General features: G+C 63.9%; 25 protein-coding genes. 14 read left to right on the top strand and 11 right to left on the bottom strand.

What is annotated here, in order from left to right; genetic code table 11:
- Positions 1-6 precede the first annotated feature (6 nt).
- From F7R11_RS11055 to F7R11_RS11045, 3 genes are all read right to left on the bottom strand, one after another.
- Positions 7-381: a CHAP domain-containing protein gene (locus tag F7R11_RS11055; RefSeq protein ID WP_021194410.1), complete on the bottom strand. Its 375-nt coding sequence runs from the start codon at positions 379-381 to the stop codon at positions 7-9.
- Between the two features lie 145 nt (positions 382-526).
- The gene (locus F7R11_RS11050; RefSeq protein ID WP_064803519.1) at positions 527-1,195 is read right to left on the bottom strand and encodes a Vgb family protein; all 669 of its coding nucleotides are present in this window, start codon (positions 1,193-1,195) and stop codon (positions 527-529) included.
- Between the two features lie 37 nt (positions 1,196-1,232).
- Positions 1,233-2,453, bottom strand: a complete 1,221-nt coding sequence (locus F7R11_RS11045) for a hypothetical protein (protein ID WP_064803517.1) — start codon at positions 2,451-2,453, stop codon at positions 1,233-1,235.
- A gap of 110 nt (positions 2,454-2,563) precedes the next feature.
- On the opposite strand from F7R11_RS11045, the gene F7R11_RS11040 reads away from it, so the two are divergent.
- The 4 genes from F7R11_RS11040 (at position 2,564) to F7R11_RS11025 (ending at position 7,022) form a co-directional block, all read left to right on the top strand.
- Positions 2,564-3,343, top strand: coding sequence for a DUF899 domain-containing protein (locus tag F7R11_RS11040; RefSeq protein WP_064803515.1), 780 nt, complete (start codon positions 2,564-2,566; stop codon positions 3,341-3,343).
- Positions 3,321-4,139, top strand: coding sequence for a DUF2182 domain-containing protein (locus F7R11_RS11035; protein WP_064803513.1), 819 nt, complete (start codon positions 3,321-3,323; stop codon positions 4,137-4,139). Before F7R11_RS11040 ends, F7R11_RS11035 begins: the two co-directional genes overlap by 23 nt.
- A gap of 123 nt (positions 4,140-4,262) precedes the next feature.
- A complete protein-coding gene (locus F7R11_RS11030; RefSeq protein WP_064803511.1) occupies positions 4,263-5,480 on the top strand; it encodes a DUF418 domain-containing protein in 1,218 nt (405 codons plus the stop codon).
- Between the two features lie 153 nt (positions 5,481-5,633).
- A complete protein-coding gene (locus F7R11_RS11025) occupies positions 5,634-7,022 on the top strand; it encodes an L-cystine transporter (protein WP_031329226.1) in 1,389 nt (462 codons plus the stop codon).
- 94 nt (positions 7,023-7,116) lie between these two features.
- On the opposite strand, the gene F7R11_RS11020 is transcribed toward F7R11_RS11025, so the two are convergent.
- Positions 7,117-7,551 carry a hypothetical protein gene (locus F7R11_RS11020; RefSeq protein WP_064803509.1) on the bottom strand — a complete coding sequence of 145 codons (435 nt, stop codon included), beginning with the start codon at positions 7,549-7,551 and terminating at the stop codon, positions 7,117-7,119.
- A gap of 471 nt (positions 7,552-8,022) precedes the next feature.
- Entirely contained in the window at positions 8,023-8,982 is a 960-nt protein-coding gene (pcaQ, locus tag F7R11_RS11015) for a pca operon transcription factor PcaQ (protein WP_064803507.1), read from the bottom strand.
- Positions 8,983-9,076: 94 nt separating this feature from the next.
- Here pcaQ and pcaH point away from each other — a divergent pair, with 94 nt between their 5' ends.
- The 3 genes from pcaH to thpR all read left to right on the top strand — a co-directional run bounded on the left by pcaH (position 9,077) and on the right by thpR (position 11,230).
- Entirely contained in the window at positions 9,077-9,817 is a 741-nt protein-coding gene (gene pcaH, locus F7R11_RS11010) for a protocatechuate 3,4-dioxygenase subunit beta (RefSeq protein ID WP_021194419.1), read from the top strand.
- Positions 9,817-10,512, top strand: a complete 696-nt coding sequence (pcaG, locus tag F7R11_RS11005) for a protocatechuate 3,4-dioxygenase subunit alpha (RefSeq protein WP_064803505.1) — start codon at positions 9,817-9,819, stop codon at positions 10,510-10,512. The genes pcaH and pcaG overlap by 1 nt, the downstream gene beginning before the upstream one ends.
- Positions 10,513-10,645: 133 nt before the next feature.
- Positions 10,646-11,230: an RNA 2',3'-cyclic phosphodiesterase gene (gene thpR, locus F7R11_RS11000; RefSeq protein ID WP_064803503.1), complete on the top strand. Its 585-nt coding sequence runs from the start codon at positions 10,646-10,648 to the stop codon at positions 11,228-11,230.
- Between the two features lie 23 nt (positions 11,231-11,253).
- Here thpR and F7R11_RS10995 read toward each other — a convergent pair whose 3' ends face one another.
- Together F7R11_RS10995 and F7R11_RS10990 are read right to left on the bottom strand one after the other, a co-directional pair.
- The gene (locus F7R11_RS10995; protein ID WP_064803501.1) at positions 11,254-11,949 is read right to left on the bottom strand and encodes a DsbA family protein; all 696 of its coding nucleotides are present in this window, start codon (positions 11,947-11,949) and stop codon (positions 11,254-11,256) included.
- Positions 11,950-11,962: 13 nt separating this feature from the next.
- Complete coding sequence (locus tag F7R11_RS10990; protein WP_064803499.1) at positions 11,963-12,844, bottom strand: MBL fold metallo-hydrolase; 882 nt, start codon at positions 12,842-12,844, stop codon at positions 11,963-11,965.
- Between the two features lie 111 nt (positions 12,845-12,955).
- Here F7R11_RS10990 and F7R11_RS10985 point away from each other — a divergent pair, with 111 nt between their 5' ends.
- Both F7R11_RS10985 and F7R11_RS10980 read left to right on the top strand, forming a co-directional pair.
- The gene (locus tag F7R11_RS10985) at positions 12,956-13,858 is read left to right on the top strand and encodes a LysR family transcriptional regulator (RefSeq protein WP_064803497.1); all 903 of its coding nucleotides are present in this window, start codon (positions 12,956-12,958) and stop codon (positions 13,856-13,858) included.
- A 54-nt stretch (positions 13,859-13,912) separates the two neighbouring features.
- A complete protein-coding gene (locus tag F7R11_RS10980; protein ID WP_064803495.1) occupies positions 13,913-14,857 on the top strand; it encodes an endonuclease/exonuclease/phosphatase family protein in 945 nt (314 codons plus the stop codon).
- Between the two features lie 7 nt (positions 14,858-14,864).
- Here F7R11_RS10980 and F7R11_RS10975 read toward each other — a convergent pair whose 3' ends face one another.
- From F7R11_RS10975 to F7R11_RS10960, 4 genes are all read right to left on the bottom strand, one after another.
- Entirely contained in the window at positions 14,865-15,692 is an 828-nt protein-coding gene (locus F7R11_RS10975) for an isocitrate lyase/PEP mutase family protein (protein ID WP_064803493.1), read from the bottom strand.
- Positions 15,693-15,695: 3 nt separating this feature from the next.
- On the bottom strand, positions 15,696-16,367 hold the full coding sequence (locus F7R11_RS10970; RefSeq protein WP_064803491.1) for a 2-hydroxychromene-2-carboxylate isomerase: 672 nt from the start codon (positions 16,365-16,367) through the stop codon (positions 15,696-15,698).
- Complete coding sequence (locus F7R11_RS10965; RefSeq protein WP_064803489.1) at positions 16,360-17,196, bottom strand: CmcJ/NvfI family oxidoreductase; 837 nt, start codon at positions 17,194-17,196, stop codon at positions 16,360-16,362. Before F7R11_RS10965 ends, F7R11_RS10970 begins: the two co-directional genes overlap by 8 nt.
- Before the next feature lie 66 nt (positions 17,197-17,262).
- Positions 17,263-18,207, bottom strand: coding sequence for a LysR substrate-binding domain-containing protein (locus F7R11_RS10960; RefSeq protein ID WP_064803486.1), 945 nt, complete (start codon positions 18,205-18,207; stop codon positions 17,263-17,265).
- A gap of 138 nt (positions 18,208-18,345) precedes the next feature.
- On the opposite strand from F7R11_RS10960, the gene F7R11_RS10955 reads away from it, so the two are divergent.
- The 5 genes from F7R11_RS10955 to ldcA all read left to right on the top strand — a co-directional run bounded on the left by F7R11_RS10955 (position 18,346) and on the right by ldcA (position 22,472).
- Complete coding sequence (locus F7R11_RS10955; protein WP_064803484.1) at positions 18,346-19,563, top strand: MFS transporter; 1,218 nt, start codon at positions 18,346-18,348, stop codon at positions 19,561-19,563.
- 233 nt (positions 19,564-19,796) lie between these two features.
- The gene (queE, locus tag F7R11_RS10950; protein ID WP_064803482.1) at positions 19,797-20,435 is read left to right on the top strand and encodes a 7-carboxy-7-deazaguanine synthase; all 639 of its coding nucleotides are present in this window, start codon (positions 19,797-19,799) and stop codon (positions 20,433-20,435) included.
- Positions 20,436-20,510: 75 nt separating this feature from the next.
- Positions 20,511-20,987 carry a 6-carboxytetrahydropterin synthase QueD gene (gene queD / locus F7R11_RS10945; protein ID WP_009238193.1) on the top strand — a complete coding sequence of 159 codons (477 nt, stop codon included), beginning with the start codon at positions 20,511-20,513 and terminating at the stop codon, positions 20,985-20,987.
- A gap of 10 nt (positions 20,988-20,997) precedes the next feature.
- Positions 20,998-21,546, top strand: coding sequence for a tRNA adenosine(34) deaminase TadA (tadA, locus tag F7R11_RS10940; RefSeq protein ID WP_064803480.1), 549 nt, complete (start codon positions 20,998-21,000; stop codon positions 21,544-21,546).
- Positions 21,543-22,472, top strand: a complete 930-nt coding sequence (gene ldcA / locus F7R11_RS10935) for a muramoyltetrapeptide carboxypeptidase (RefSeq protein WP_064803478.1) — start codon at positions 21,543-21,545, stop codon at positions 22,470-22,472. The genes tadA and ldcA overlap by 4 nt, the downstream gene beginning before the upstream one ends.
- Positions 22,473-22,572 lie beyond the last annotated feature (100 nt).

Genomic DNA, 22,572 nt, shown 5'->3' with positions numbered 1-22,572 from the left:
GTGGCCTCAGTCGTCGTGGCGATAGATCTTGTAGGCGGGCTGCGCGGTCCGATAGGCCTGTCCGGGATAAAAACCTTGCGGCCCGTCGTTCTGCGTGAAATCGGATACCCATACCGTGCCGTTATAGATCGCCATGTGCCCGGACGGATGACCCGGTGCCGGTTGGATGACGACAATGTCGCCCTTGCGCGGGGCGGTCAGCACGGTGTGAAAGCCGGCTTCTTCAAGGACGGGGCCGTAGTCTTTGGCAAAGTGGGTTCGTCCAAGTGTCGCGCCACCCCATTCAATCGCCTTGCGCACGTACTTTGCGCAGTTTCCGGTGCTGTTCGGCTGCACGTGGATGTCGGCGTAGTTGGCGGCGCGGTTTCCATCGTAGGGCATCGTGTCTCTCCTGAAATACGAGTGTGGGCGCGGCCATCGTACAAGGAGTGCTTCGGCGGAATGTTATGGGGCTTTCAAATACGCAGGCGCGCAACAAAGAAAATGCCCGCGCGATGGCGGGCTTGATGCTGGGGCGCCGGTTTGGCTATTCGGCGGCGCTGTCGGCCGGCGTTTTCGCCGCTTTTCCGGGGCGGCGCACGGCTCGAATCTTCCCGCTGGTGCCGCCGCCGCAGAAGAACTGGTCGGCGCCGTCCGATTCAAGTCCTGACACGCCCACACCCGTTGGCATGTCGATCTGCTCCAGCACTTCGCCCGTGTGGGGGTCGATGTGCCGGATGTCGCTGTCGTCGCCTTCCCAGGTGGCGTGCCAGAGTTGGCCGTCAACCCAGGTGACGCCGGTCACGAAGCGGTTCGACTCGATGGTGCGCAGCACGGCGCCGGTTTCGGGGTCGATCTGGCGGATCTTCTTGTCCCGATAGTGCCCCACCCAGAGCGTGCCTTCCGCCCAGGCGAGCCCGGAGTCTCCACCGGCGCCGGGCGCAGGAATGGTGGCGAGCACTTTTCCGGTTTGCGGGTCGATCTTGTGAATATGGTCTTCCGCGATCTGGAACAGGTGCCGTCCGTCGAAGGCCGTGCCGGCGTGGGCAGGCACATCAATCGTGCGCAGCGCTTGGCCGCTGGTGGGGTCGACTTCCTGCACATGGCCCCCGGCCGCAAACCAGACGTGCTGGCCGTCGTACGTCACGCCGCCTACGTTGTCGGCACCCGGGAACGGGCCATATTCGCGCACGATTTCGGCGGCGGATCGTTTCATGTTCGTGTCCTGTGGATTTGGTTGCGGAGTCTTCATCCTAGTCACTCGGCAGCGGCGCCGGGAGTAACAAGGTGGTCGCGAATCCGGGCACGGGTGGCGTCATCCAGCGGCGTGCGCGCCCATGTCCGAAGCACTGCACCTTGCCTGCCGTTGCCAGGGCATCGAGCGCGCGCTGTACGGTGCGTTGGCTGCTGCCCAGCGCGAGCGCCAATGCCGAGCTGGACCACGACTCCCCATCTGCCAGACAGGCGAGCACGGCAGCATGCGGCGCCTCAACGGGTTGTGCCAGCACGACGATCTCGTGCGCGCGCCGTGGCTGCAGTGCGAACCCGTGTTTGGTTGCGCTCACCGATGCCAGATCGCCGAGTGCGGCGCGCAGCCGCCCGATCTCGACACGCAGGCGCACGCGGTGCGATTCATCGGCGTGCTTGGTGCGGAATGCCTGGGCGATGAGCGTGTCTCTTGGCACGTCTGCCGGCCAGGCTTCGGCCAGCGCGCGGGCCAAGGTGAACAGCACCGGGCGTGTGGCGAGCGAGACAACGGTGTCGGTCTCGCGCACGGCAAGGCGGCATGCATCCACAACGAGCGTTTTTGACGCGAACAGCGCTTCCACCTCTTCGAGCCGGAGAAGGCGTGCATCGCCTCGCGAGAGCAGGCGCGCGGCAGGTGCATGCAGTGCGAGGGCTGCGCTTTCCACCTCTGCCGTCAATGCGGGGATGCCGGCTTGGCGCGCAGCGCATTCGGCATGCGCAAGCGCCATACGTGCGGGCTGTGTTTGCAGACGGCGCAGCGCAATGCCTGCAATAACCAACTCGTGTGCTGCGCGTAGCACGGGTGGCAGAGCGGTGGGGTTTTGCCCGGCCAACATGCGCTCCGCATCGTCCAGTCGGCCGATCAGGAGAAAGCGTCGGATGTCGAGATACCGCGCATGTGCGGCGTTGACATGGTCGCCATGCGCTTCAAGCGTGATACGTGCCGCATCGAGGGTCTTCTCGGGCCAGCCCAGGTCGCGTGAGGCGAGCGCAATTTCGGCTTCTGCAACGACGCAGCGCGCGCGGGCCAGCGCCTCTCTCGATCCGAAGGCGCGCGCTGCATTGCGCAGCAGGGCCCGTGCGCGCGTTAGATCGCCAAGCTGTGCCATGGCGATGCCGCGCAGCGCGAGTGCCGGCGGGTCGTCGCGCAAGGCTACGCGGTTCAGCGCCCCGAACGGGTCACCCGCCGCGAGCGCGCGTGCGGCTGCCGTGATCAGCGAGTCCATCTGAATCCCGCCACACTTGTCACTCCCTCCGGTTGGTGTCGGCGCCTAATCTAGCACACGCGTTTCCACCCGAATTTCCATCCGAACTGTCCACCGACATGGAGGCAAGCATGACCACAACACACATCACCCAACATGCCACCGCGACACGGCAAGCGTGGCTAAAGGCACGTCTTGAATTGCTGGCAGCGGAGAAGGAACTGACCCGCCGCAGCGACGAACTCGCACGCCAACGCCAGGCGCTGCCGTGGGTCCGCGTCGACAAGACCTACCGCTTTGAAACCGATGAGGGGAGTGCGTCGCTGGCGGACTTGTTTCGCGGACGTTCGCAACTGCTCGTGTATCACTTCATGTTCGGCCCGGACTACAAGGCCGGCTGCCCGTCGTGCTCGATGATCGCGGATGGGTTCAATGGCTTTGCGACGCATCTGGCAAATCACGACGTGCTGCTGCTGGCGGTGTCGCGTGCACCGCTGGAGAAGCTGCAGGCCTACAAACAGCGCATGGGCTGGACCTTTCCGTGGGCGTCGTCGGTCGACAGCGATTTCAACTACGACTTCAACGTCTCGATTTCTGAAGCGCAGCAGCGCGCCGGTACGGCCGACTACAACTACGTGCGCGGCAGCCACGTGATGGACGCATCGGATCTGCCCGAACCCGTGCAGCAGTTCGCGGCCATGTGCGGTACCGATGCACCCACCTATGTGCGCGACCGACCCGGCATGAGCGCGTTCGTGCTGGAGGATGGCATCGTGTACCACACGTACTCCACCTATGCGCGCGGGCTGGATGGCCTCTGGGGCGCGTACCAGTGGCTGGATCGCGCACCGCTTGGCCGCAATGAAGCCGGTGTCTGGTGGCGTCGCCATGATGAGTACGCGCAGCGTTGAACTGCCACGCACACATGCAGCGTCCGAGCGCGGTTTCCTTGGCGTCTCGGCGCTGCTTTTCGTGGCCAGCACGGCGGCGACAGTCGCGTGGTGCATATCGATGTCGCGCATGGGCGAGATGCCGATGCCCGGCGGATGGACGCTGTCGATGGCGTGGGTGCCGATGTGCGGGCAGACATGGCTGGGCACCGCCGCATCGTTTCTCGGTATGTGGATCGTGATGATGGTGGCGATGATGCTGCCGTCTCTGGTGCCGATGCTGCGGGGGTATCGGCACAGCGTGCGCGAGGCGGGTGACGTGCGTCTGGGCGTGCTGACCACCCTAGTAGGCCTTGGCTACTTTGCGGTGTGGGCTGCGTTTGGCGTGGTGGTCTTTGCGTTTGGTGCGGCGCTGCTTGCGCTGGAGATGCGTTGGCCGATGCTGGCGCGTGCCATCCCAGCGCTGGCGGGAATCGTTGTCCTAGGGGCCGGTGTGCTCCAGTTCTCTGCATGGAAAACGCATCAGCTTGCGTGTTGCCGAGAGGCGGCAGGAGCCAACTGCGCATTGCCCATCGATGTTAGAGCGGCCTGGCGACACGGCGTGCGACTCGGTCTGCATTGCAGTGGCGCCTGCGCAGGCTTGACGGCGATCCTGCTCGCTACAGGTGTCATGGACCTGCGCGTGATGGCAGTTGTGGCGGCAGCCATCACCGTTGAGCGTCTTGCGCCTGGCGGTCAGGCAGTGCCGCGCGTTATCGGTGCCATTGCCACAGTGGCGGGCGTGTTCCTGACCGTGCAGGCGGCAACGCTCGGGTGACAGGGCGCTCGCGCCCTTGCGGCCGGCTGAGCGCCTTGTGCCCGCAGTCAGTCAGCCACAAGGCAGCGCATCAGCACGCGGAATATCCTGCCTTCCGTTCAAGCTGCCTTGTCGGACTCAGCCATGGCCCTGTCTTCAATCGAGCGTCAATCGAGCCTTGACGCGCTGCGCGGTTTTGCCCTGCTGGGCATCCTGGTCGTCAACATCATCGCCTTTGCTACGCCGTACTACGGCACGGGCGTGCCCGATCCGATGGCGCAGAGCCGTGTCAGCCACGCAGTCATGGCGGGCATTGCCTTGCTGTTCGAATGGAAGTTCTATCTGCTGTTCTCGTTCCTGTTTGGCTACAGCTTCACGCTGCAGATGCAGTCGGCCGAGCGCGACGGCAAGGCGTTTGTGCCGCGCATGCTGCGACGGCTTGTCGGGCTCTGGGTGCTCGGGCTGCTGCATGGCGTGTTGCTGTTCCACGGTGACATCCTGACCACCTACGCAGTGATGGGCGCTGTACTGTTGACGTTGCGCAGCCGGGCAGAGAAGGCGCTGGCCAAGCTGGCGGTGGGCCTGATTGTGGGCACGGCCACGGTGTGGGCGATCATCGGCGTTCTCTCGGTACTCGATGTCGATGCAACGCACGATTCGAAGGCACTGGCGCAGATCACTTCGGCGCTCACCGCGTTCCGCAGCACTCCCTCGGGCGTCATCGCCCAGCATGTGGAAGAGCTCAAGGGCGTGTGGGTCGTGACGGCACTGATGCAGGCGCCGACGGCACTGGCAATGTTCCTGATGGGGTGCATTGCAGGGCGGCGCGGGCTGTTCTCTGCATCGTCGCCAACCGCCGGCACCAGCAAGCTATACAAGCAATGCCTGATTGCCGGCACCTGTGTGGGCCTGCCGGCTGCGGTGGCGTATGCCTATGCCACGACAAGGCTGGCTGGCACGCCGTGGGATCTGCTGGGCCTGTCGTTGAGCTTGCTGACGGCGCCATTGCTGACCGCTGCGTATATCGGTGGGATGCAGCTGCTGTTCCGCAGCCGCTGGGGCCAGTGGTGGCTGGGCGTGCTGGCGCCTGCCGGGCGGATGGCGTTGTCGAACTACCTGATGCAGTCGCTGGTGTGTTCGGTGATCTTTCTGGCGTATGGGTTCCGCATGATGGGCCGGGTCAGTCCGCTGGACACGCTGCTGATCGCGTTTGCAATCTTTGCGGTGCAAACGGTCATCAGCCGCTGGTGGTTGCGGCGTTTTGCCTATGGCCCCGTGGAGTGGCTGCTGCGTGCGGTCACGCACTGGCGGTTTTCGTCGCTGCGGGTGGAGAGGGCGGGACGAGGCGAGTTGGCGGGCTAGGGCCGCTGCGGTATCTACGGTGGATCGGACTGCACTTTTGATTCAATCCGTGCGGCGACGCCCTTTGTGCATCTGTCGTAAGATGCCGGCTCGATTGAAAGTGGCGACATGGACGTCACCACTTTCAATCACAGCTTGCAACACAAAGGGAAAATGAACATTCCGCTCATACTGAATATCGCGACATTCGTCGCCATCCTGATCGCTCTGGGCCGCGTGAACGCGAGCTGGAGCCTGGCGAAACGCGTGCTGCTGGGCATGGTGCTGGGCATCGTGTTCGGTCTGGTGTTGCACCTGATTTATGGTGACGACAGCGCAACGCTCAAGCAATCGATTGCCTGGTTCAGCGTTGTCGGCGGCGGCTATATCCAGTTGCTGCAGATGATCGTCATGCCGCTGGTGCTGGTCTCCGTTCTCAATTCGGTGGCCAAGCTCAACAGCACAGCATCGCTGGGCAAGATCAGCGTGCTGACCATTGGCACGCTGCTGCTGACGACGCTGATTTCTGCGCTGGTCGGGGTGTTCGTCACCAACCTGTTTGGCCTGACCGCGCAAGGGCTGGTGCAAGGCGCGCAGGAAACCGCCCGCCTGACTGCGATCCAGGACAACTACGTCGGCAAGGTGGCGGACCTCTCGGTTCCGCAACTGCTGCAGTCCTTCCTTCCGAAGAACCCGTTTGCAGAACTGACTGGCGCCAAGCCGACGTCGATCATCGGCGTGGTGATCTTTGCCGCATTCCTGGGGGTGGCTGCACTGCATCTGCTCAAGGACGACGCCGTAAAAGGCGAACGCGTGCTGACCGCCATCGATACCGCACAGGCCTGGGTCATGAAGCTCGTGCGACTCGTCATCCGCCTGACCCCGTACGGCGTGCTGGCGCTGATGACCAACGTGGTGGCTGTGTCCAACGTACAGGACATCATCAAGCTCGGTGGCTTTGTGGTGGCCTCTTACCTGGGCCTGGCGATCATGTTCGGCGTGCATGCTGTGCTGCTGACGGTCAACGGCATCAATCCGATCCGCTTCTTCCGCAAGGTGTGGCCGGCGCTGTCTTTTGCGTTCACGAGCCGGTCGAGCGCCGCCACCATTCCGCTGAGCATCGAAGCGCAGACACGGCGCATCGGCGTGCCGGAATCGATCGCCAGCTTTGCGGCGTCGTTCGGCACCACCATTGGCCAGAACGGCTGCGCGGGCTTGTATCCCGCCATGCTGGCCGTGATGGTGGCGCCCACGGTCGGCATCAACCCGTTTGATCCGGTGTGGATCGCCACGCTGGTCGCGATCGTCACACTCAGCTCAGTCGGTGTAGCGGGCGTTGGCGGTGGTGCCACCTTTGCCGCGCTGATTGTGCTGCCGGCCATGGGCCTGCCCGTGACGCTGGTGGCGCTGCTGATCTCCATCGAGCCGCTGATCGACATGGGCCGCACCGCGCTCAACGTCAACGGCTCCATGACCGCCGGCACCATCACCAGCCAGTTGCTGGGGCAGACTGATCGAAGCGTGTTTGACGCCGGCGACGAGCCCGAGCTGATGCATCGCTGATCTCTGCGCCAAAAAAAGAAAATGCCGACCCCGTGGTCGGCATTTTTTTTTTGAAACCCTCAACGGGGCGCTTTCGCGTGCCTGCTGGGATGCGTCAGCCCACGTTCGGCCCGGTCGGGATGAAGTCGATGACGACATCCGGTACCGTCACGACCTTGTTCGAGTTGAAGGCAAATTTGTTGAAGGTCTCGGGGTTGGGGATCCACAGCTTCTGTCCGTTGGTGACAAGGTAGGTCGCTGCGCTGCTGCCCTTGGCCAGCACGGCGCCGTTGGTCAGCGCCAGCCCGCGCGGGATGTTGTCGACCAGGTAGTCGCTCACGATGATGCCGTCCCACGAGGCGAACAGGTTGGTGTACGTGGCCGGGTTGGGGATCCAGCGCAGTTGGCCATGCAAGACCAGGTAGACCGGCGAGGAGTTGCTGCCTGTAACCCGTTCCCCGTCGTACTTCGTCCAGTCGTTGACAGCCAATGCCTCCTTTGCCTGGCTTTCCGTTGCGTGCACGCGTTCAGCAAGAGATTGTTGCGTCATTGTTGCGCCTCATTAAATGGGGTTGTCCTGGAGTCTGTGTGCCAAGGCATCAATGCGCTTGGTCGAGTCATTATATTTTTCAGAAAATGCCGCGCCTCGCTATCTTGAGCTAATCATTATTAGATCGACGCGGTTATCCCAGGCAAATTGGCGTTATTTGAACAACGGGTAAGCAGGATAAGAAGAGGGTGGGAGGCTGCGTACGTGAGCAACTCTTTGATTTTTCAATGTATGTGGTATTGGGTCCCGGCTGCCTGACAGGGATGATGACCAATGTTGCATAGGCCATTCAGATGATGGTTGATATTTTATTTGATCTGTCTTCAATAAAGTGAATTGGTGGTTGATCGATGCATCAAATGACGTTGAATCAGGTTATTTGTATTGACTAATTTTGGTGGATAATGCGGCTGTCATTTAATTATTCGGATTATGAAAATCGTTACCTGTCTGTCGGCTAACGTTATAGTTTCAGCGTGTTTTCTCCGGAGTTGCATGCGCAAGCGCCCGGAGGGTCTCCATGAAAGCATCCGCCAACTCGGTTGGCGTGGCGGCGCTGCGGCGCAGCAGGCCAACGGGTTCTCCGGTGCCGGGTGTTGGCAGGTTGAGGCGTGTGAGCCAGCCTTGTGACAAGTCATCCTGGGCGGCACGCTCCGGCGTGATCCATATCGCATCGGAACGGCGGGCCAGCAGCCGCGCGACCGACACAGACAGCGTTTCCGTCACGCCCGCGGGCAGCCGCAGGCCGTGCGTCTGGAACAGGGCATCGGTGTGATGACGTGGGACGGTGCCGGGCGTGGCAATCACCAGCGGATAGTCGAGCACCGCCTGCAGGGATGTCACACCGTTTGCAGACAGGGCCAGCGGATGCTGCGGCCGCACGACCAGCGCAAGCGCTTCTGCATACAGCAGCTCGAACGACAGCCCCTGCATCATGGTCGGCTCGGCCATGCGGCCGACCACGAAATCGAGTTCGCCCGCCTTGAGCGCGGCCAACAGTTCGGCATTGGTGCCGGTGCGCAGGCGTACGCCGGCATGCGGGCGTTGCGCATGCAGCGCGGCAATCGCCTGGGGAAGCAGGCCGCTCGCCACCGTCGGCAGGGCGCCGACGTGCACGACCGGTGCAGAAGCTTCGCCCGAGCCCATCAGCGCAGCGGTGGCCGATTCCAGCGCCTGTGTCACCCCCACGGCGTGCCGCAGGAATTGCTCGCCGGCCGCTGTAAGCCGCGCCCCTTGCCGGCCTCGCTCGACCAGTTGCACACCGGCCAGCGCTTCCAGTTCGCCCAGTGTTTTCGACACCGCAGGCTGGCTCAGGTGCAGCCGCTCAGCCGCGCGCCGCAGGTTGCGCTCCTGCGCAATGGCAACAAAGCAGCTCAGATGGCGAAAGCGGATGCGTGAGGGCAGGTCACCGGGTAGGGCTGGTCTATCCATAACTTGGGGTTATCGATTTTTCGATTAGAAGTCAATTTACTTCACTTTTTGGCAGAGATACAGTCATCCCCACAGATTCCAACGGAGACGCCCCATGACCCTGCCGCTTTCCGGCACCGGCGAGTTCGCCCAGCGCGATACCGCCCAACACCCGCCCGCGCTCACCCCCGTGTACAAGACCAGCGTGCTGCGCTCGCCGCGCAATGCGCTCATCTCCACGCTCAACACGCTGTCGGAGACGACCGCGCCGGTGTTCCATCCGGACGACCTCGGCGCGCTCGACAACGACCTCATCCTCAACTACGCCAAGGAAGGTCTGCCGATTGGCGAGCGCATCATCGTTCACGGCTATGTGCGCGACGAATTCGGCCGCCCCGTGCCGAACGCGCTGGTGGAGGTGTGGCAGGCCAACGCCGGTGGCCGCTATCGCCACAAGAAAGACCAGTACATCGCGCCGATCGACCCGAACTTCGGCGGTTGCGGCCGCATGCTGACGGATGCCAACGGCTACTACGCCTATCGCACCATCAAGCCGGGGCCGTATCCGTGGCGCAACCGCATAAACGACTGGCGGCCCTCGCACATCCACTACTCGCTCTCAGGGGATGGCTGGGCGCAGCGTCTCATCACGCAGATGTACTTCGAGGGCGATCCGATGATCGCGCAGTGCCCCATCATCAAGACCATCCCCAGCGAAGAGCAGGTGCGCGGCCTGATTGCGCTGCTCGATACGGCCAACCACGTGCCGCTCGATGCGCGCAGCTACCGCTTCGACATCACGCTGCGCGGCCGCCGCGCCACGCATTTCGAGAACGCCCTGCAAGGAGCCAAGTGATGACGACGACCACGCTTCATGCCTCACTCGAACGTGCGCAGGCCGCAAGCATGACGACCACGCCGCCTTTCGCGCATTTCAATGAGACGGCCTCGCAGACAGGCGGCCCCTACGTGCATATCGGGCTCGCACCGCGCCAGGCCGGCTTCGACATCTACGAGAAGGAATTCGGCAACGTGCTGACCACGCCCGCCACGCGCGGCGAGCGCATCGCGCTGGAAGGCCGCGTGTTCGATGGTTCCGGCTCGCTCGTACGCGATGTGCTGATCGAAATCTGGCAGGCCAATGCCGATGGCAAATACGCACACCCGGGCGACCGTCAGGACAAGCCAGCCGATGCGGCGTTCCGCGGCTGGGGCCGTGCGGGTGCCGATTTCGACACTGGCGTCTACCGCTTCGACACCATCAAGCCGGGTGCCGTGGCAGGGCGCGGCAATACCATGCAGGCGCCGCATATCTGCATGGTGCTGTTTGCACGCGGCATCAACCTTGGCTTGCATACGCGCGTGTACTTTGCGGATGAGGCCACCGCCAACGGTGCCGATCCGGTACTCAACGGCATTGAGTGGGAAGTGCGCCGCAAGACGCTGATTGCCCAGCGCACCGAGCGCAATGGCGAGGTGGTCTATACCTTTGACGTGCGTCTGCAGGACACGCCCGATGGCGGTGCGGAAACGGTGTTCTTCGACATCTGATCGATCGCCGCGTCACATCAAACAACGCCCGATGGGTTCATCCCGCCGGGCGTTGTTTTTTGGAGCAATGCGCAAGACGTCATGCGCTTGTCGATAATGGAGGCCTTGATGCTCCACACCTGACACCCGCGCTGTGACCCAACTCACCCTTCCCGGATTCGAAGCCACGCCGCAGTTGCCCGCGCACCGCCTGTTTCTGGCGATCAAGCCCGATGCCGGTACCGCAGAGCGCATTGCCCGATTGGTCGAGCAGGTGCGCCCGGTAGTGGGTTTCAAGGGGAAGGCGCTGCGCCCGGAGCGCCTGCATATCACGCTGTATCACCTGGGCGATTTTGTTCAACAGCCGCCGGAGGATCTGGTTGCGCGCACGTGCCAGGCTGCTGAGCGCCTTGCCTTGCCGGCCTTCGATGTCACGCTCGATCAGGTCGTGAGCTTTCATGGCCGACGCGATCATCGTCCGTTCGTGCTGCTTGGCAGTGATGGCGTGAGCGAACTGATGGCGTTTCAGTTGGCGCTGGGCGAGGCCTTGCAGCATGCCGGCCTGCCCGTGCCGCTTGGGCATTTCAAACCGCACATCACGCTGTTGTACGACCGCGGTGGTTTTGCGCCCAAGCCGGTCGAACCCGTCACCTGGACGGTGCGCGAGTTCGTCCTCATCCATAGCTGGCTCGGCAAGACGCGGTACGACCAGCTTGGCCGCTGGACACTCAAAGGCTGAGCTTCGCGTCGTTCTTTGCCCGATTACACGCAGCCATCCGGTCCGCAGACCGGCCCATCAGCCTCACTTTCTGGTGCCGGTGCGCCGATGTGCTGTGTCAGGGCCTGCGCCCATTCTTCCGGACGGCCGAGCCACGGGCCGACGTCGATCGTGCCCAGGCGCCCCTCCGCATCTTCCAGTGCAAACGTCGGGAAACCCTGACCACCCACGCGATCCAGCCACTGCCGGCTCGCCGCAATGTGCTGCTGCGTAAGCGCGCCGGCCTGCCGCGCATATTCCGCATCGAACGCCTCAGGTGACAGGCCCAACTCGACGGCCAGCTCGCGCAGCACGGGCAGATCAGCAATCCGTCGGCCTTCTTCGTAGTGCGCGCGTTGGACGCGGTGGATCATGTCCAGCCCGAGCCCGCCAAGCGCTTCGGCAGCCAGCACCGCGGTGATGGGTGGTTCCGAATCCATGACCGCGCTGGTATCACGCAGCAGGCCGTCAAAGTACGGTTTGCCGAATGGCTGGCCGGACATCTCGGCAATGCGGTGGTCGTGGGGCATGACATAGTCGCGCCATTGCGGCGTGACCATGCGCCGGTTTGCGCCGGCCAGCATGCCGCCGCCATGAAAGGCGACGGTCAGGCCCGGCACTGCGCGGGCGGCATCCACCAGCGGTGCGGCGCCGTAGCACCAGCCGCACAGCGGGTCGAAGATGTAATGCAACGTCGTCATGAACAATCCTTGGTTACTGCGGCCACTTCATTTCGCCCTTGATGACCTTGGCGCTCAACTCCAGCGATGCATCACCAGGCAGCGACGGGTAGGCCGCTTTCATCGCCTTGACCAGTTCGGCCGAGTTGTTGGCGCGGGCAGCCTCCACCTCGAAGGTCTTCAGGTAATCCGCCGTAAAGCGTACCGCTTCCAACCCCGTGGGCATCGGCCCGGTGAAGTGGCCAGGCACCACCGTCGTCGGCTTGAGCGCGGTGATGTTATCGAGCGTCTGCAGCCAGCCCAGGCGTGATTCGCGCGTTTGCGTATCGGCCACCCACACGTGGTCGCCATTGTTGACCACCACGCCGCCGGCCACCGTCTTGAGCGACGGAATCCACAAGTACGTGCGTGCGGCGTCTGGGCCGTTCAAGCCCTTGATCTCGATCGTGCGGCCTTCCAGCGTGAGGTGATCGGCATGCAGTACGTCGGGCAGCACGAGCGCCTTGGGGGCGTTGTCTTTCAGGATCGGGCCCCAATAGGCGAGCTTGCCGTTCATCGACGCCTGGATGGCCGCCACGGTTTGTGGCGTGGCCACGATCTTTGCCTTTGGGAAGGCCGCGCGGATGACGTCCAGCCCGAAGTAGTAATCCGGATCACTCTGGCTGATGTAGACGGTGGTGAGCGTCTTGCCGCTGGCCTTGATCTTCTGCACCAGGGCCTCTGCATCGCTGCGCTGGAACTGCGCGTCGATCAGGATGGCGTCGTGCGCACCCGTGATGATCTCCGACGACACCGGGAAGACACCCTTGTCGCCGGGGTTGTACACCTCCAGGTGCAGCGGCGCCGGGGGGGCGGCATGGGCAACGAGGCCGGCGCTGACAAGGCCGGCGGCAAGCAGGGTGCGGATCAAAGTCATCGGGTGCTCCTGGGCAAGTGAGGTGTGATGGCAATGTCGTTACTGTAGGTTGCTTGATTCGATCGAAAAACCACCTAAGATGCGCATATTTGTTTCTTCAATCGATCAAATATGGACCGGATCGTTGCCGCTGAGGTGTTCGTTGCGATTGTCGAGCGCGGCAGCCTGAGCGCCGCCGCTGAAGGGCTCGACATGTCGCGCGCCATGGTCACGCGCTATCTGGCGCAGATGGAGGATTGGTCTGGTGCGCGCTTGTTGCACCGGACCACGCGCCGCATGGGCCTGACCCCGGCTGGCGAAGCCACGCTCGTGCGGTGTCGCCAGATCCTGGAGATTGCCGCGCAGATGGCCGTTGCAGATGGTCCCGAGGCCGACACGCCACGCGGTTTGTTGCGCATCGCTTGCGCACAATCGCTCGCACAGGAGGTGTTGAGTGCGGCGGTAACGGCCTTTCTGCGGCGCTATCCGCAAACGGCGGTCGACCTCGTTGTCGACAACCGCACCATCAACCTCGTGGAAGAGCGCATCGATCTGGCGGTGCGCATTACCAATGATCTCGATCCGAACCTGATCGCGCGGCGACTGGGCACGTGCGACTCCGTGGTGGTGGCTGCGCCGTCGTACCTGGCTGCGCACGGTACGCCGCGCCGAGTGGAAGACCTGGCCGTGCACAACTGCCTGACGTATTCGTACTTCGGCAAGAGCCTGTGGAAGTTCACTGATACGAAGACGGGGGTGTCGTCCGACGTGCCGGTGAGCGGCAATCTGAGCGCGAATGAGTCGATGGCGCTGCTGGCGGCCGCCAGGGAAGGCGCGGGCGTTGCACTGCAGCCGGCGTTTGCCGCCGCGCCACCCATCGCCGCCGGCCAGCTCGTGCGCCTGCTGCCCGAGCACGTGCCGCAGGCGCTCGGCATCCATGGTGTCTATAGCTCACGCAGGCAGATGCCGGCGGCGCTGCGGGCGATGCTGGATTTTCTGGTGGAGTGGTTCAGACCACGTCAGGGCGCTGTCTGATATTGCAGTCTGCGTGCGGTCACTAGAGTGGCGGGCTTTCAGGCAGGGAGCCCCATGAACTACGACGGCATCACCCCAGAGATTGCGCGCGGCCTGCTGGTGCTGCGCGAACGTATTGCCCAAGCGAAGATCCCGTCTTCCAAACTGGACGAAACGCTCAACATTGCCACTTGGAACATCCGCGAGTTCGGCAAGAAGCCGCGCACAAAGACCGCGCTGTACTACATCGCGGAGATCCTGCGGCAGTTCGATCTGATTGGCGTGCAGGAAGTGCGTGACAACCTGGGCGACCTCAAGCGCGTGCTGGAGATTCTTGGCCCTGACTGGCGCGCCGTGTATTCCGATGCGTTGACCGACGCCGGTGGCAACCGCGAGCGCATCGCCTATGTCTACGACCGACGCGCGGTGGCCTTTACCGGCTTGGCCGCGCAGGCACAACCGCCGCGCACGAAGCGCGGTATGGAGTATTTGTCAGACATTTCGTGGTGGCGCCGGCCGTACATGGTGTCATTCCATTCCGGCAACTTTGACTTCGTCTGCCTTTCCGCCCACATCCGCTGGGGAAACAGCGAGCGCGATCGCCTATCGGAAATCGAGGCACTGGCCGACTGGGTCTACACCAAGGCGCAAGAGAAGGACACGGATGGCAAAGACCTGATCGTCATGGGCGACTTCAATGTCCCCAGCGAGAAGAGTCCGCTGTTCCAGGCGCTGACCGCACGTGGGCTGCGCGTGCCAGACAAGCTGCTGCGCAGCACGTTCGGCAGCAATCTGGAGAAGAACAAGCGCTACGACCAGATCCTGCAAATGCCGGAATACCCTGAGAGCTTTACCAACGCGGGCGGCGTGCTCGACTTTTACCAAGGCGATCACACGCCGCTGTTCCCGCGTTTGACGAAGCAGGCGATGACGTATCAGCTTTCAGACCATCTGCCGCTCTGGGTGCAGATCAATACCAACACCGAAGAGCACATGCTGCGCGCGACTGCCGGCGCGTAGGCGAGGCTCAAGCGTAGGGCGCAAAGATGCCGTTGAGCTTGGCCCCGCTCGCCGCATCGCGCGCAAAGCCGAACGTGCCCGCTGTCCGCAACTCCTCGGCGGCGCGCAGAAAAGCACCCTGCGCAGCCCGTGCCAGTGCGGCGCCCACGCTGATGCGCTTGACGCCCAGTTCGGTCAGCTCCGCCACGCTCAGGTTGCCGTCGGCAAACCCCATCAGCACGTTGAGCGGGCGATCGATTTCGCGCAGCACGGTGGCGATCTCTTCACGCGTTTTCAGGCCGGGGGCGTAGAGCACGTCGGCGCCGGCATCTTGGAATGCTTGCAGGCGGCGGATGGTGTCGGCCAGATCGTTGCGGCCGTGCAGGTAGTTCTCTGCGCGCGCGGTGAGCGTGAACGGAAACGGCAGTGAGCGCGCGGCTTCCACGGCGGCGCGTACGCGCTCGACAGAGGCTTCCAGCGGATAGATGGGCGCATCAGCGCGACCCGTGGCGTCTTCAATCGAACCACCGACGATGCCCGTGGCACCCGCCAGGCGGATGGTCTCGGCCACGGTTTCTGGGGCATCGCCAAAGCCGTTTTCCAGATCGGCGGCCATTGGCAGGTCGGTTGCCGCGGCCAGGTCGGCCACGTGCGTGAGGATGAGATCGCGCCCAACGCCGTAGTCAGGCAACCCGCGCGAGAAGGCAAAACCGGCACTGGTGCTGGTCAATGCCTCGAAGCCCAGCGCGGCCAGCAATCGGGCCGAGCCCGGATCCCACGGGTTGGGGATGACAAAGGTGCCGCTGCGTTTGTGCAGGGCGCGGAAGGCGTGGGCTTTTTCGATCTGAGTCGGCATGGGCTATCCGGTCTGGGGTGGATGGGGATTGGACTGCAAAGCTGCGGCACAGGCGAGCGCGTCATCCAGGCGGTCATTGCCCCAGAACATCGCGTCGCCGACAAAGAACGTTGGGGCACCAAAGATGCCACGAATCTGCGCGGCGTGCGTTTGTTCGCGCAGGCGCTGCTTGTTGGCGTCGGACAGGGCTTCGGCCAGGATCGCTTCGGCGGGAAGCCCGAGTGCGGACAGTTCTTCGCACACGGCCTCTGGCGTGTGGATGTCGCTGTCCTGCGCGAAATTGCGCAGCATGATGCGTTGGCAGAACGCGCCGATCCACGGTTGGTCTGCGCCCAGCACCGCCACCCGTAGCGGCAGCACGGATTTGCGGGGGAAGGTGCTTGGCCGCGTCCACGGCACACCAATCTTCTGGCACTCGCGGACGATGTCTTGCCACATGTAGTCGCCCTTGGCTTTCTGCAGCATGAATGGCGAGTTACTCCAGCCGAACGATTGGAAGATCGGCCCGAGCAGAAACGGCTTCCACACGATGCGCACGCCTAGGCGTATGGCCGCCGCCTCGATACGCATCACGCTCAGGTAACTGTAGTTGCTGGCGAAGTCGAACCAGAACTCGACGGTGGGTGTGGGTACGAGGGCTTCCCATGTTGCGTTGTAGGGGGCGAGCTTAGTCATAGACCACCAGGCAGCGGATTTCGATGCTCTCGCGCGGTGGCGTGCCAGCCGGCGCCTCGGGGTGGACGAACGCGGCATGCGGTGTGAACCGCGCCACGCCGCTGGCCTGCGAGTCGTATTGCTTGAAGACCAGCGCCTCGTGCCGATCGATGGCGGAGGCGTACCACCAGCGGTGGCGCGGGTTGTGGGTGGCGAGGTAGAGCTCGCCGGTGCGCGTGGGGTAGCGGATCTCTGCGGCGACGAGGTCGGCAACGTTCACGCTGCGTGCATCGCACAGGGCCAGCGGCGTATCGAGCACCGGCCCGCGGATCGAGCGCCAGATGTTGACGATGCCATAGCGCCCGACTGCCGCAGCCTGCACCGGGTCGGTCAGCACACGGCCCAGGCGCAGGTAGCCGGAGGTTTCGGTGTAGTCGTTGTGGATGCGGCCTACGGCAGAGGGCGCACCGTCGCCTTCGCGCCCGAAGGTGAGGGTGGGGCGGCTTGGATCGCGCCGACGGACCAGGTGGTCGAACACGTATGCAGCGCGGCCACCCGTTACGGCGCGCGCAAGCTCGGCTGCTTCTGCGTAGTAGATCGCGTGGATCGCGTCTTCATCGCCAAAGTCCGCCATGCGCGTGGGCGCATCGGCAAGGAGGAAGCCTTCGCGCTCAAGCGCCGGTGCCGCGCCGCGCATGTCGGCGATGCAGACTTCGCGCAGTTCGTATTCGCAGGTCTGCCACGGCTCGCCGGCGGGCGGCGGGTACATGTAGTTGACGGGGGTGCCGGCGCCGGGTTTGACGTAACTCAGGCTGCCGACCACCGTTTGTGGCCGGGTACGTGTGTCCATGCAGCCTCCAACGTGGGTGTCGTTGGCTGCATTACACGTGGTGCGCGGCGTGCGCTCAAACGCGTTTCATGCAAGTTCGGATGCGCTGGGCGCATGCGAAGCCTGGGCCGCGGCTTCAGCGCAGATCCAGTTGGCCACATCACGTAAATCGCGGCGTGGGTTGAGCTCAGCCTGAATCAACCAATACGCATGCGTGTTGTGCACGCCAGGGGCCGTCGTCGGCACGGTCACCAACCGGCCATCGGCCAGCAGAGGGGCAATCAGCTCTTGCCTGCCCAGCGCAATACCCTGGCCCGCCACCGCCGCGTGGATGATCTGATCGTGCTGGTTGAAGCGCAGCACCGTGCGTGGTTTGGCGTGGCTCCAGCCGGCGGCGGCCAGCCAGTCGGTCCATTGGAGCCAGGGGCGGCGCAGGTCGCGGTCGTCGAAGTCGAGCAGGGTCTGGCCGGCCAGCGCATCGGCGGAGTCGAGCGAACGCAGCGCCAGCGACGGATGTGCAACCGGCGCGACGGTTTCCCCAAACAGGCGGATTGCGCCGGGCGGCGCATCCTCCGGCGGGCAGTAGCGGATGGCCAGCTCAATGCCCTCGTTCTTCAGGTCGACGAGGCGGTTGTTGGTGGCCACCCGCACATCGATGTCCGGATACTGCTGCTGGAAGCGCGCAAGGCGTGGCAGCAGCCACAAGCCCGTCACGCCGATGCTGGCGGTGATCGTCACAGGTCGGCGCTCGGCCGCCACGCGAATGGCGCCGATGGCGTCCTGCAACTGCTGCACAGCGCTGTCGGCGCTGCGGAACAAGCGTTCACCTTCAGGTGTGAAGGCGATCGAGCGGTGGCCGCGCACCAGCAGCTTTACGCCCAGCGTTTCTTCCAGCACCGACACCTGGCGGCTCACGGCCGATTGGGTCAGGCACAGGTCATCGGCAGCCAGCGTGATGCTCATGCGCCGGCCTACGGCCACGAAACCACGCAGCAGATCGAGCGAGGCCAATCGAACCAATGGTGTCGACATGCGTTTTCCTCATGTGAAACGTTCTCAAAGATCAATTGAGAACCCCAATATGGCGAAGTTTAATAAGCCATCGGACCACATTCCAGCCAAATGCACGCTTGCAACGCGGGAATGTCAGTCGCAACGGAGAACGCATCCATGACATCGAAATCCTTGACGCAGTCGCCCTGGCTGCCAGTACTGGCCGGCGGGGCGGTGATCGGCCTCGCGCTGGGTATCCGCCACGTGCAGGGCTTGTTTTTGGTGCCCGTGACGATGAGCCACGGCTGGACGCGTGAAACCTTCGGCCTGGCCATCGCGCTGCAGAACCTGATCTGGGGTGCTGCGCAGCCGTTTGCCGGCATGCTGGCGGACCGCTTTGGGGCGGCCAAAGTGGTGGTGGCAGGCATCGCCGTCTATGCGCTGGGCCTGGTACTGATGGCGCATGCAGGCACGCCGCTGGGCTTTACGTTGTCGGCAGGAGGGCTGATCGGCATCGGGTTGTCGGGCACGTCGTTTGGCGTGGTGTATGGCGCAATTAGCCGGCTGACACCACCGGAGCGGCGTAGCTGGGCGCTGGGGGTGGCGGGCGCCGTGGGTGGCGTCGGCCAGTTCGTGATGGTGCCGGCGGCGCAGGGGTTGCTGAGCAGCGTTGGATGGGTGATGGCGCTCGTGGTGTTGGCCGTGGTGATGGCGGTGTTCCTGCCGCTTGCGGCGCCGCTGCGCGAGAAGGCATCCACCGCCATGGCGCATGAAGCGCACCAGAGCCTGGGCGCAGCCATTCGCGAAGCGTTTGCGCACCCAGGTTTCTGGCTGTTGAACCTTGGTTTTCTGGCGTGCGGGTTTCAGCTTGCGTTCATTGCCGCGCACATGCCCGCGTATCTGCTCGACAAAGGGCTGACAGCGCGCCACGGCATGATTGCGCTGGCGCTCATCGCGGCCGCAAACATTGTCGGCACGTATTACTGCGGCGCGCTGGGCGGGCTGTTCCGGCGCAAGTACCTGCTGTCGTTGCTGTACCTGATCCGCACGGCGGCGATCGCGCTGTTCATCCTGCTGCCGCTGTCGCCGGTCACGCTGTATGGGTTTGCCATCGTGATGGGGCTGCTGTGGCTGGGCACGGTGCCGCTCACGAATGGGCTGCTGTCGCAGGTGTTTGGGGTGCGCTATATCGGCACGCTGTTTGGGTTCGTGTTCCTGGGCCACCAGATCGGTGCATTCCTGGGCGTATGGCTGGGTGGGGTGGTGTACGACCGCCTGCACGCGTACGACGCGATCTGGTTTGGTGCGATGGTGCTGGGCATCGTGGCGGCGTTGCTGCACTGGCCGATCGATGATCGCCAACTGGCGCGCACGCCGGTCGCCCAACCAGCATGAACGGGCGACGCAAGCGTTGGGCAGCGTGGGCGCTGGCGGCAGCCGGCGCTGCGCTGGTGTTTGCGGCGTGGCTGACACCAGAGAGCGCGTTTTCGTTTGTGACGTTGGCGTCCTTCTGCGGATAACCCCGATTTGTGAAACAATATCGGGTTATTCACTAGTGGGTACTGGTACGGTTTGCGCGGGAATGACGTCGTTTTGCGATGTTTTCCTGTGAATGCCACCGTTCAGACATGACTTACGCCGTCAAGGAAATTTTCTACACGCTGCAAGGCGAGGGTGCCAACACTGGCCGCGCAGCCGTCTTCTGCCGCTTTGCCGGCTGTAACCTCTGGAGCGGGCGCGAAGCCGATCGCGCCACCGCCGTCTGCAAGTTCTGTGACACCGACTTCGTCGGCACGGACGGCACGCAAGGCGGCAAATACACCACCGCAGACGCACTCGCCGACGCCGTCGTCGCCGAATGGCCGGCCGACGCCACGGGCGGCAAACCGCTCGTCATCTGCACCGGTGGCGAGCCGCTGCTGCAACTGGACAAGCCCCTGATCGACGCGCTGCATGCACGCGGCTTCGAAATTGCCATCGAGACCAACGGCACCATCGCTGTGCCCGAGGGCATCGATTGGGTGTGCGTGAGCCCGAAGATGGGCTCGGAGCTGGTTGTCACGCGTGGCGACGAGCTGAAGGTCGTGATCCCGCAAGACGGGCAAGACCTCGACGCATATGAACGGCTGGATTTCCAGCATTTGTTCCTGCAGGCCATGGATGGCCCGCTGGCGCGGCAGAATACGGCGCTCGCCGTCGAGCTATGCCAGCGCCGGCCGCGCTGGCGCCTGTCGCTGCAAACCCATAAGATGCTGGGCATCCGCTAAGGCGGGCCGCAGCATTTTGTCCCAGTCGTCTCTGCCGTTTCGCGGCGTTCGCTGCCGCCCTGTCCTTTGCGCTCCATGACCAAGACCGTTTCCATCACGCGCCGGCTCGAATTCGATGCCGGCCACCGCATCCCCGGCCACGCCGGCCAGTGCCGCAACCTGCACGGCCACCGCTACCAGCTTGAGCTCACGCTCACCGGCGAAGTCCTGCACAACGACAAGGCCGCCGACGACGGCATGATCCTCGACTTCGGTGACGTCAAGCAGCTCGCCAACAAGCACCTCGTTGATCTGTGGGACCACGCGTTCCTGGTCTATCGCGGTGATACCAAGCTGGTCGAATTCCTGAACGACATGGAAGGCGGTCACAAGACCGTCGTGCTGAACGACGTGCCGACGGTCGAGAACCTCGCGCAGGTCGCGTTCGACATTCTCGAGCCGGTGTTCCGCAATACGTTCGGCCATCACCTGCGTTTGTCGAAGCTGGTGCTGTACGAAACCCCGAACTGCTGGGCCGACGTGAAGCTCGCACGCCCGCACGAGCAGGATTGATTCCACTCGCATGACCACGCCCCACGTCCTCACGCCGCCTGCCGACATGTCCGCGCACGAGCGCGACGGTTACTGGATGCAGCAGGCGCTGGTGCAGGCCAGGTTCGCGTGGGGGCAGGGCGAGGTGCCGGTGGGCGCGGTGGTGGTGCGCGGCAACGAGATCGTCGGCGTCGGCTACAACGCGCCGATCGGCACGCATGACCCCTCCGCCCACGCCGAGATGCGCGCCCTGCGCCAGGCCGCCGAAAACCTCGGCAACTACCGCCTGCCCGACTGCGAAGTCTTCGTGACGCTGGAGCCGTGCGTGATGTGCGCCGGTGCCATGCTGCACGCGCGTGTCGCACGCGTCGTCTACGGTGCGCCTGACCCCAAGACCGGCGCTGCCGGCAGCATTCTCGACCTGTTTGCCGAGACGCGCCTGAATCACCAGACCGCCATCACCGGCAGCGTGCTCGCGCAGGAATGCGGCGACATGCTGCGCGCCTTCTTTGCCGAGCGCCGTGCGAGCCAGAAGGCCGCGCGGCTGGCAACGACCGACACCGACAAACCTACCGCATGACTACTGTCCGCCTGATTGCGCCTTCCGGTTATCCGAATGACCCCGCCATTGCCGAGCGCGGCGTGGCGTTCCTGCAGGCGCAGGGCTGCACGATCGTCAACCGGGAATGTCTGAGCCGCCAGCATCAACGCTTTGCCGGCGAAGACGACGCGCGGCTGGCCGACTTGCACCAGATCGCCACAAGCAGCGGACAGGAAATCGCCATGGCCATCCGTGGCGGTTACGGGTTGACGCGGTTGTTGGACCGTGTCGACTTTGCGGCGATCCACCAGCGTGCGCGGGCCACCGATGCCATCATCGTCGGCCATAGCGATTTCACGGCGTTCTCGTTGGCGTATCTGGCCGCGACGGGCGGCGTGACATTTGCCGGGCCGCACCTGTGCTCGGATTTCGCGCTGCCCGAGGTGGATGCCTACATGGCCGAGCATTTCTGGGGGATCCTGCGCAACCCGAACTATGCGTTGCGCGTGGATGTGCCGCAGGCCACGGCTCGCCCGGGGCATGCATCACGTATGGCCGGCACGCTGTGGGGCGGCAATCTGGCCATGCTGTGCAGTCTGGTCGGCACGCCATATCTGCCCAGGATCGACGGCGGCATCCTCTTCGTCGAAGACATCAACGAGCACCCGTATCGGGTCGAGCGCATGCTGCTGCAATTGCAGCAGGCCGGTGTGCTGGAGCGTCAGCAAGCGCTGGTGCTCGGCGATTTTTCAGGCTATCGCACCACGCCGTACGACGCGGGCTACGACTTCGGCCCCATGTGCGACTACCTGGCTGCGCGGCTGCCAATTCCGGTCCTGACCGGCCTGCCGTTCGGCCATTGCCCGACCAAGGCGACGCTGCCGATCGGCGCGCAAGCCGAGCTGGACATCGATGCCACGGGCTTTACGCTGCACTTGGGCGGCTATCCGACGCTGCGCGGCTAGGCCGCTTGCCTGTCCGGGTCATCTCCGGATGGTAAAATCCCAGGTTTCCTAAATGGCGCACGGCCAAGTGCCTGCCGCGCCAGATCACCGCTTTCCAAAT

The organism is Ralstonia insidiosa (assembly GCF_008801405.1).
In the GTDB taxonomy this organism is placed as follows: Bacteria; Pseudomonadota; Gammaproteobacteria; order Burkholderiales; family Burkholderiaceae; genus Ralstonia; species Ralstonia insidiosa.
Note: the sequence above shows the minus strand (reverse complement) of the source record. Positions and strands in the feature narration are given on the sequence as shown.

Bases quoted from the DNA above. Each gene is read 5' to 3' on its own strand.
- F7R11_RS11050 (WP_064803519.1), bottom strand. From the start codon at position 1,195: ATGAAACGATCCGCCGCCGAAATCGTGCGCGAATATGGCCCGTTCCCG.
- F7R11_RS11030 (WP_064803511.1), top strand. From the start codon at position 4,263: ATGGCCCTGTCTTCAATCGAGCGTCAATCGAGCCTTGACGCGCTGCGC.
- F7R11_RS11035 (WP_064803513.1), top strand. From the start codon at position 3,321: ATGATGAGTACGCGCAGCGTTGAACTGCCACGCACACATGCAGCGTCC.
- tadA (WP_064803480.1), top strand. From the start codon at position 20,998: ATGACCACGCCCCACGTCCTCACGCCGCCTGCCGACATGTCCGCGCAC.
- F7R11_RS11025 (WP_031329226.1), top strand. From the start codon at position 5,634: ATGAACATTCCGCTCATACTGAATATCGCGACATTCGTCGCCATCCTG.
- F7R11_RS11045 (WP_064803517.1), bottom strand. From the start codon at position 2,453: ATGGACTCGCTGATCACGGCAGCCGCACGCGCGCTCGCGGCGGGTGAC.
- F7R11_RS11055 (WP_021194410.1), bottom strand. From the start codon at position 381: ATGCCCTACGATGGAAACCGCGCCGCCAACTACGCCGACATCCACGTG.
- F7R11_RS11040 (WP_064803515.1), top strand. From the start codon at position 2,564: ATGACCACAACACACATCACCCAACATGCCACCGCGACACGGCAAGCG.
- F7R11_RS10960 (WP_064803486.1), bottom strand. From the start codon at position 18,207: ATGTCGACACCATTGGTTCGATTGGCCTCGCTCGATCTGCTGCGTGGT.
- pcaQ (WP_064803507.1), bottom strand. From the start codon at position 8,982: ATGGATAGACCAGCCCTACCCGGTGACCTGCCCTCACGCATCCGCTTT.
- pcaH (WP_021194419.1), top strand. From the start codon at position 9,077: ATGACCCTGCCGCTTTCCGGCACCGGCGAGTTCGCCCAGCGCGATACC.
- queD (WP_009238193.1), top strand. From the start codon at position 20,511: ATGACCAAGACCGTTTCCATCACGCGCCGGCTCGAATTCGATGCCGGC.
- F7R11_RS10985 (WP_064803497.1), top strand. From the start codon at position 12,956: ATGGACCGGATCGTTGCCGCTGAGGTGTTCGTTGCGATTGTCGAGCGC.
- F7R11_RS10965 (WP_064803489.1), bottom strand. From the start codon at position 17,196: ATGGACACACGTACCCGGCCACAAACGGTGGTCGGCAGCCTGAGTTAC.
- queE (WP_064803482.1), top strand. From the start codon at position 19,797: ATGACTTACGCCGTCAAGGAAATTTTCTACACGCTGCAAGGCGAGGGT.
- F7R11_RS10995 (WP_064803501.1), bottom strand. From the start codon at position 11,949: ATGACGACGTTGCATTACATCTTCGACCCGCTGTGCGGCTGGTGCTAC.
- F7R11_RS10970 (WP_064803491.1), bottom strand. From the start codon at position 16,367: ATGACTAAGCTCGCCCCCTACAACGCAACATGGGAAGCCCTCGTACCC.
- ldcA (WP_064803478.1), top strand. From the start codon at position 21,543: ATGACTACTGTCCGCCTGATTGCGCCTTCCGGTTATCCGAATGACCCC.
- F7R11_RS10990 (WP_064803499.1), bottom strand. From the start codon at position 12,844: ATGACTTTGATCCGCACCCTGCTTGCCGCCGGCCTTGTCAGCGCCGGC.
- F7R11_RS10975 (WP_064803493.1), bottom strand. From the start codon at position 15,692: ATGCCGACTCAGATCGAAAAAGCCCACGCCTTCCGCGCCCTGCACAAA.
- F7R11_RS10955 (WP_064803484.1), top strand. From the start codon at position 18,346: ATGACATCGAAATCCTTGACGCAGTCGCCCTGGCTGCCAGTACTGGCC.
- F7R11_RS11020 (WP_064803509.1), bottom strand. From the start codon at position 7,551: ATGACGCAACAATCTCTTGCTGAACGCGTGCACGCAACGGAAAGCCAG.
- pcaG (WP_064803505.1), top strand. From the start codon at position 9,817: ATGACGACGACCACGCTTCATGCCTCACTCGAACGTGCGCAGGCCGCA.
- F7R11_RS10980 (WP_064803495.1), top strand. From the start codon at position 13,913: ATGAACTACGACGGCATCACCCCAGAGATTGCGCGCGGCCTGCTGGTG.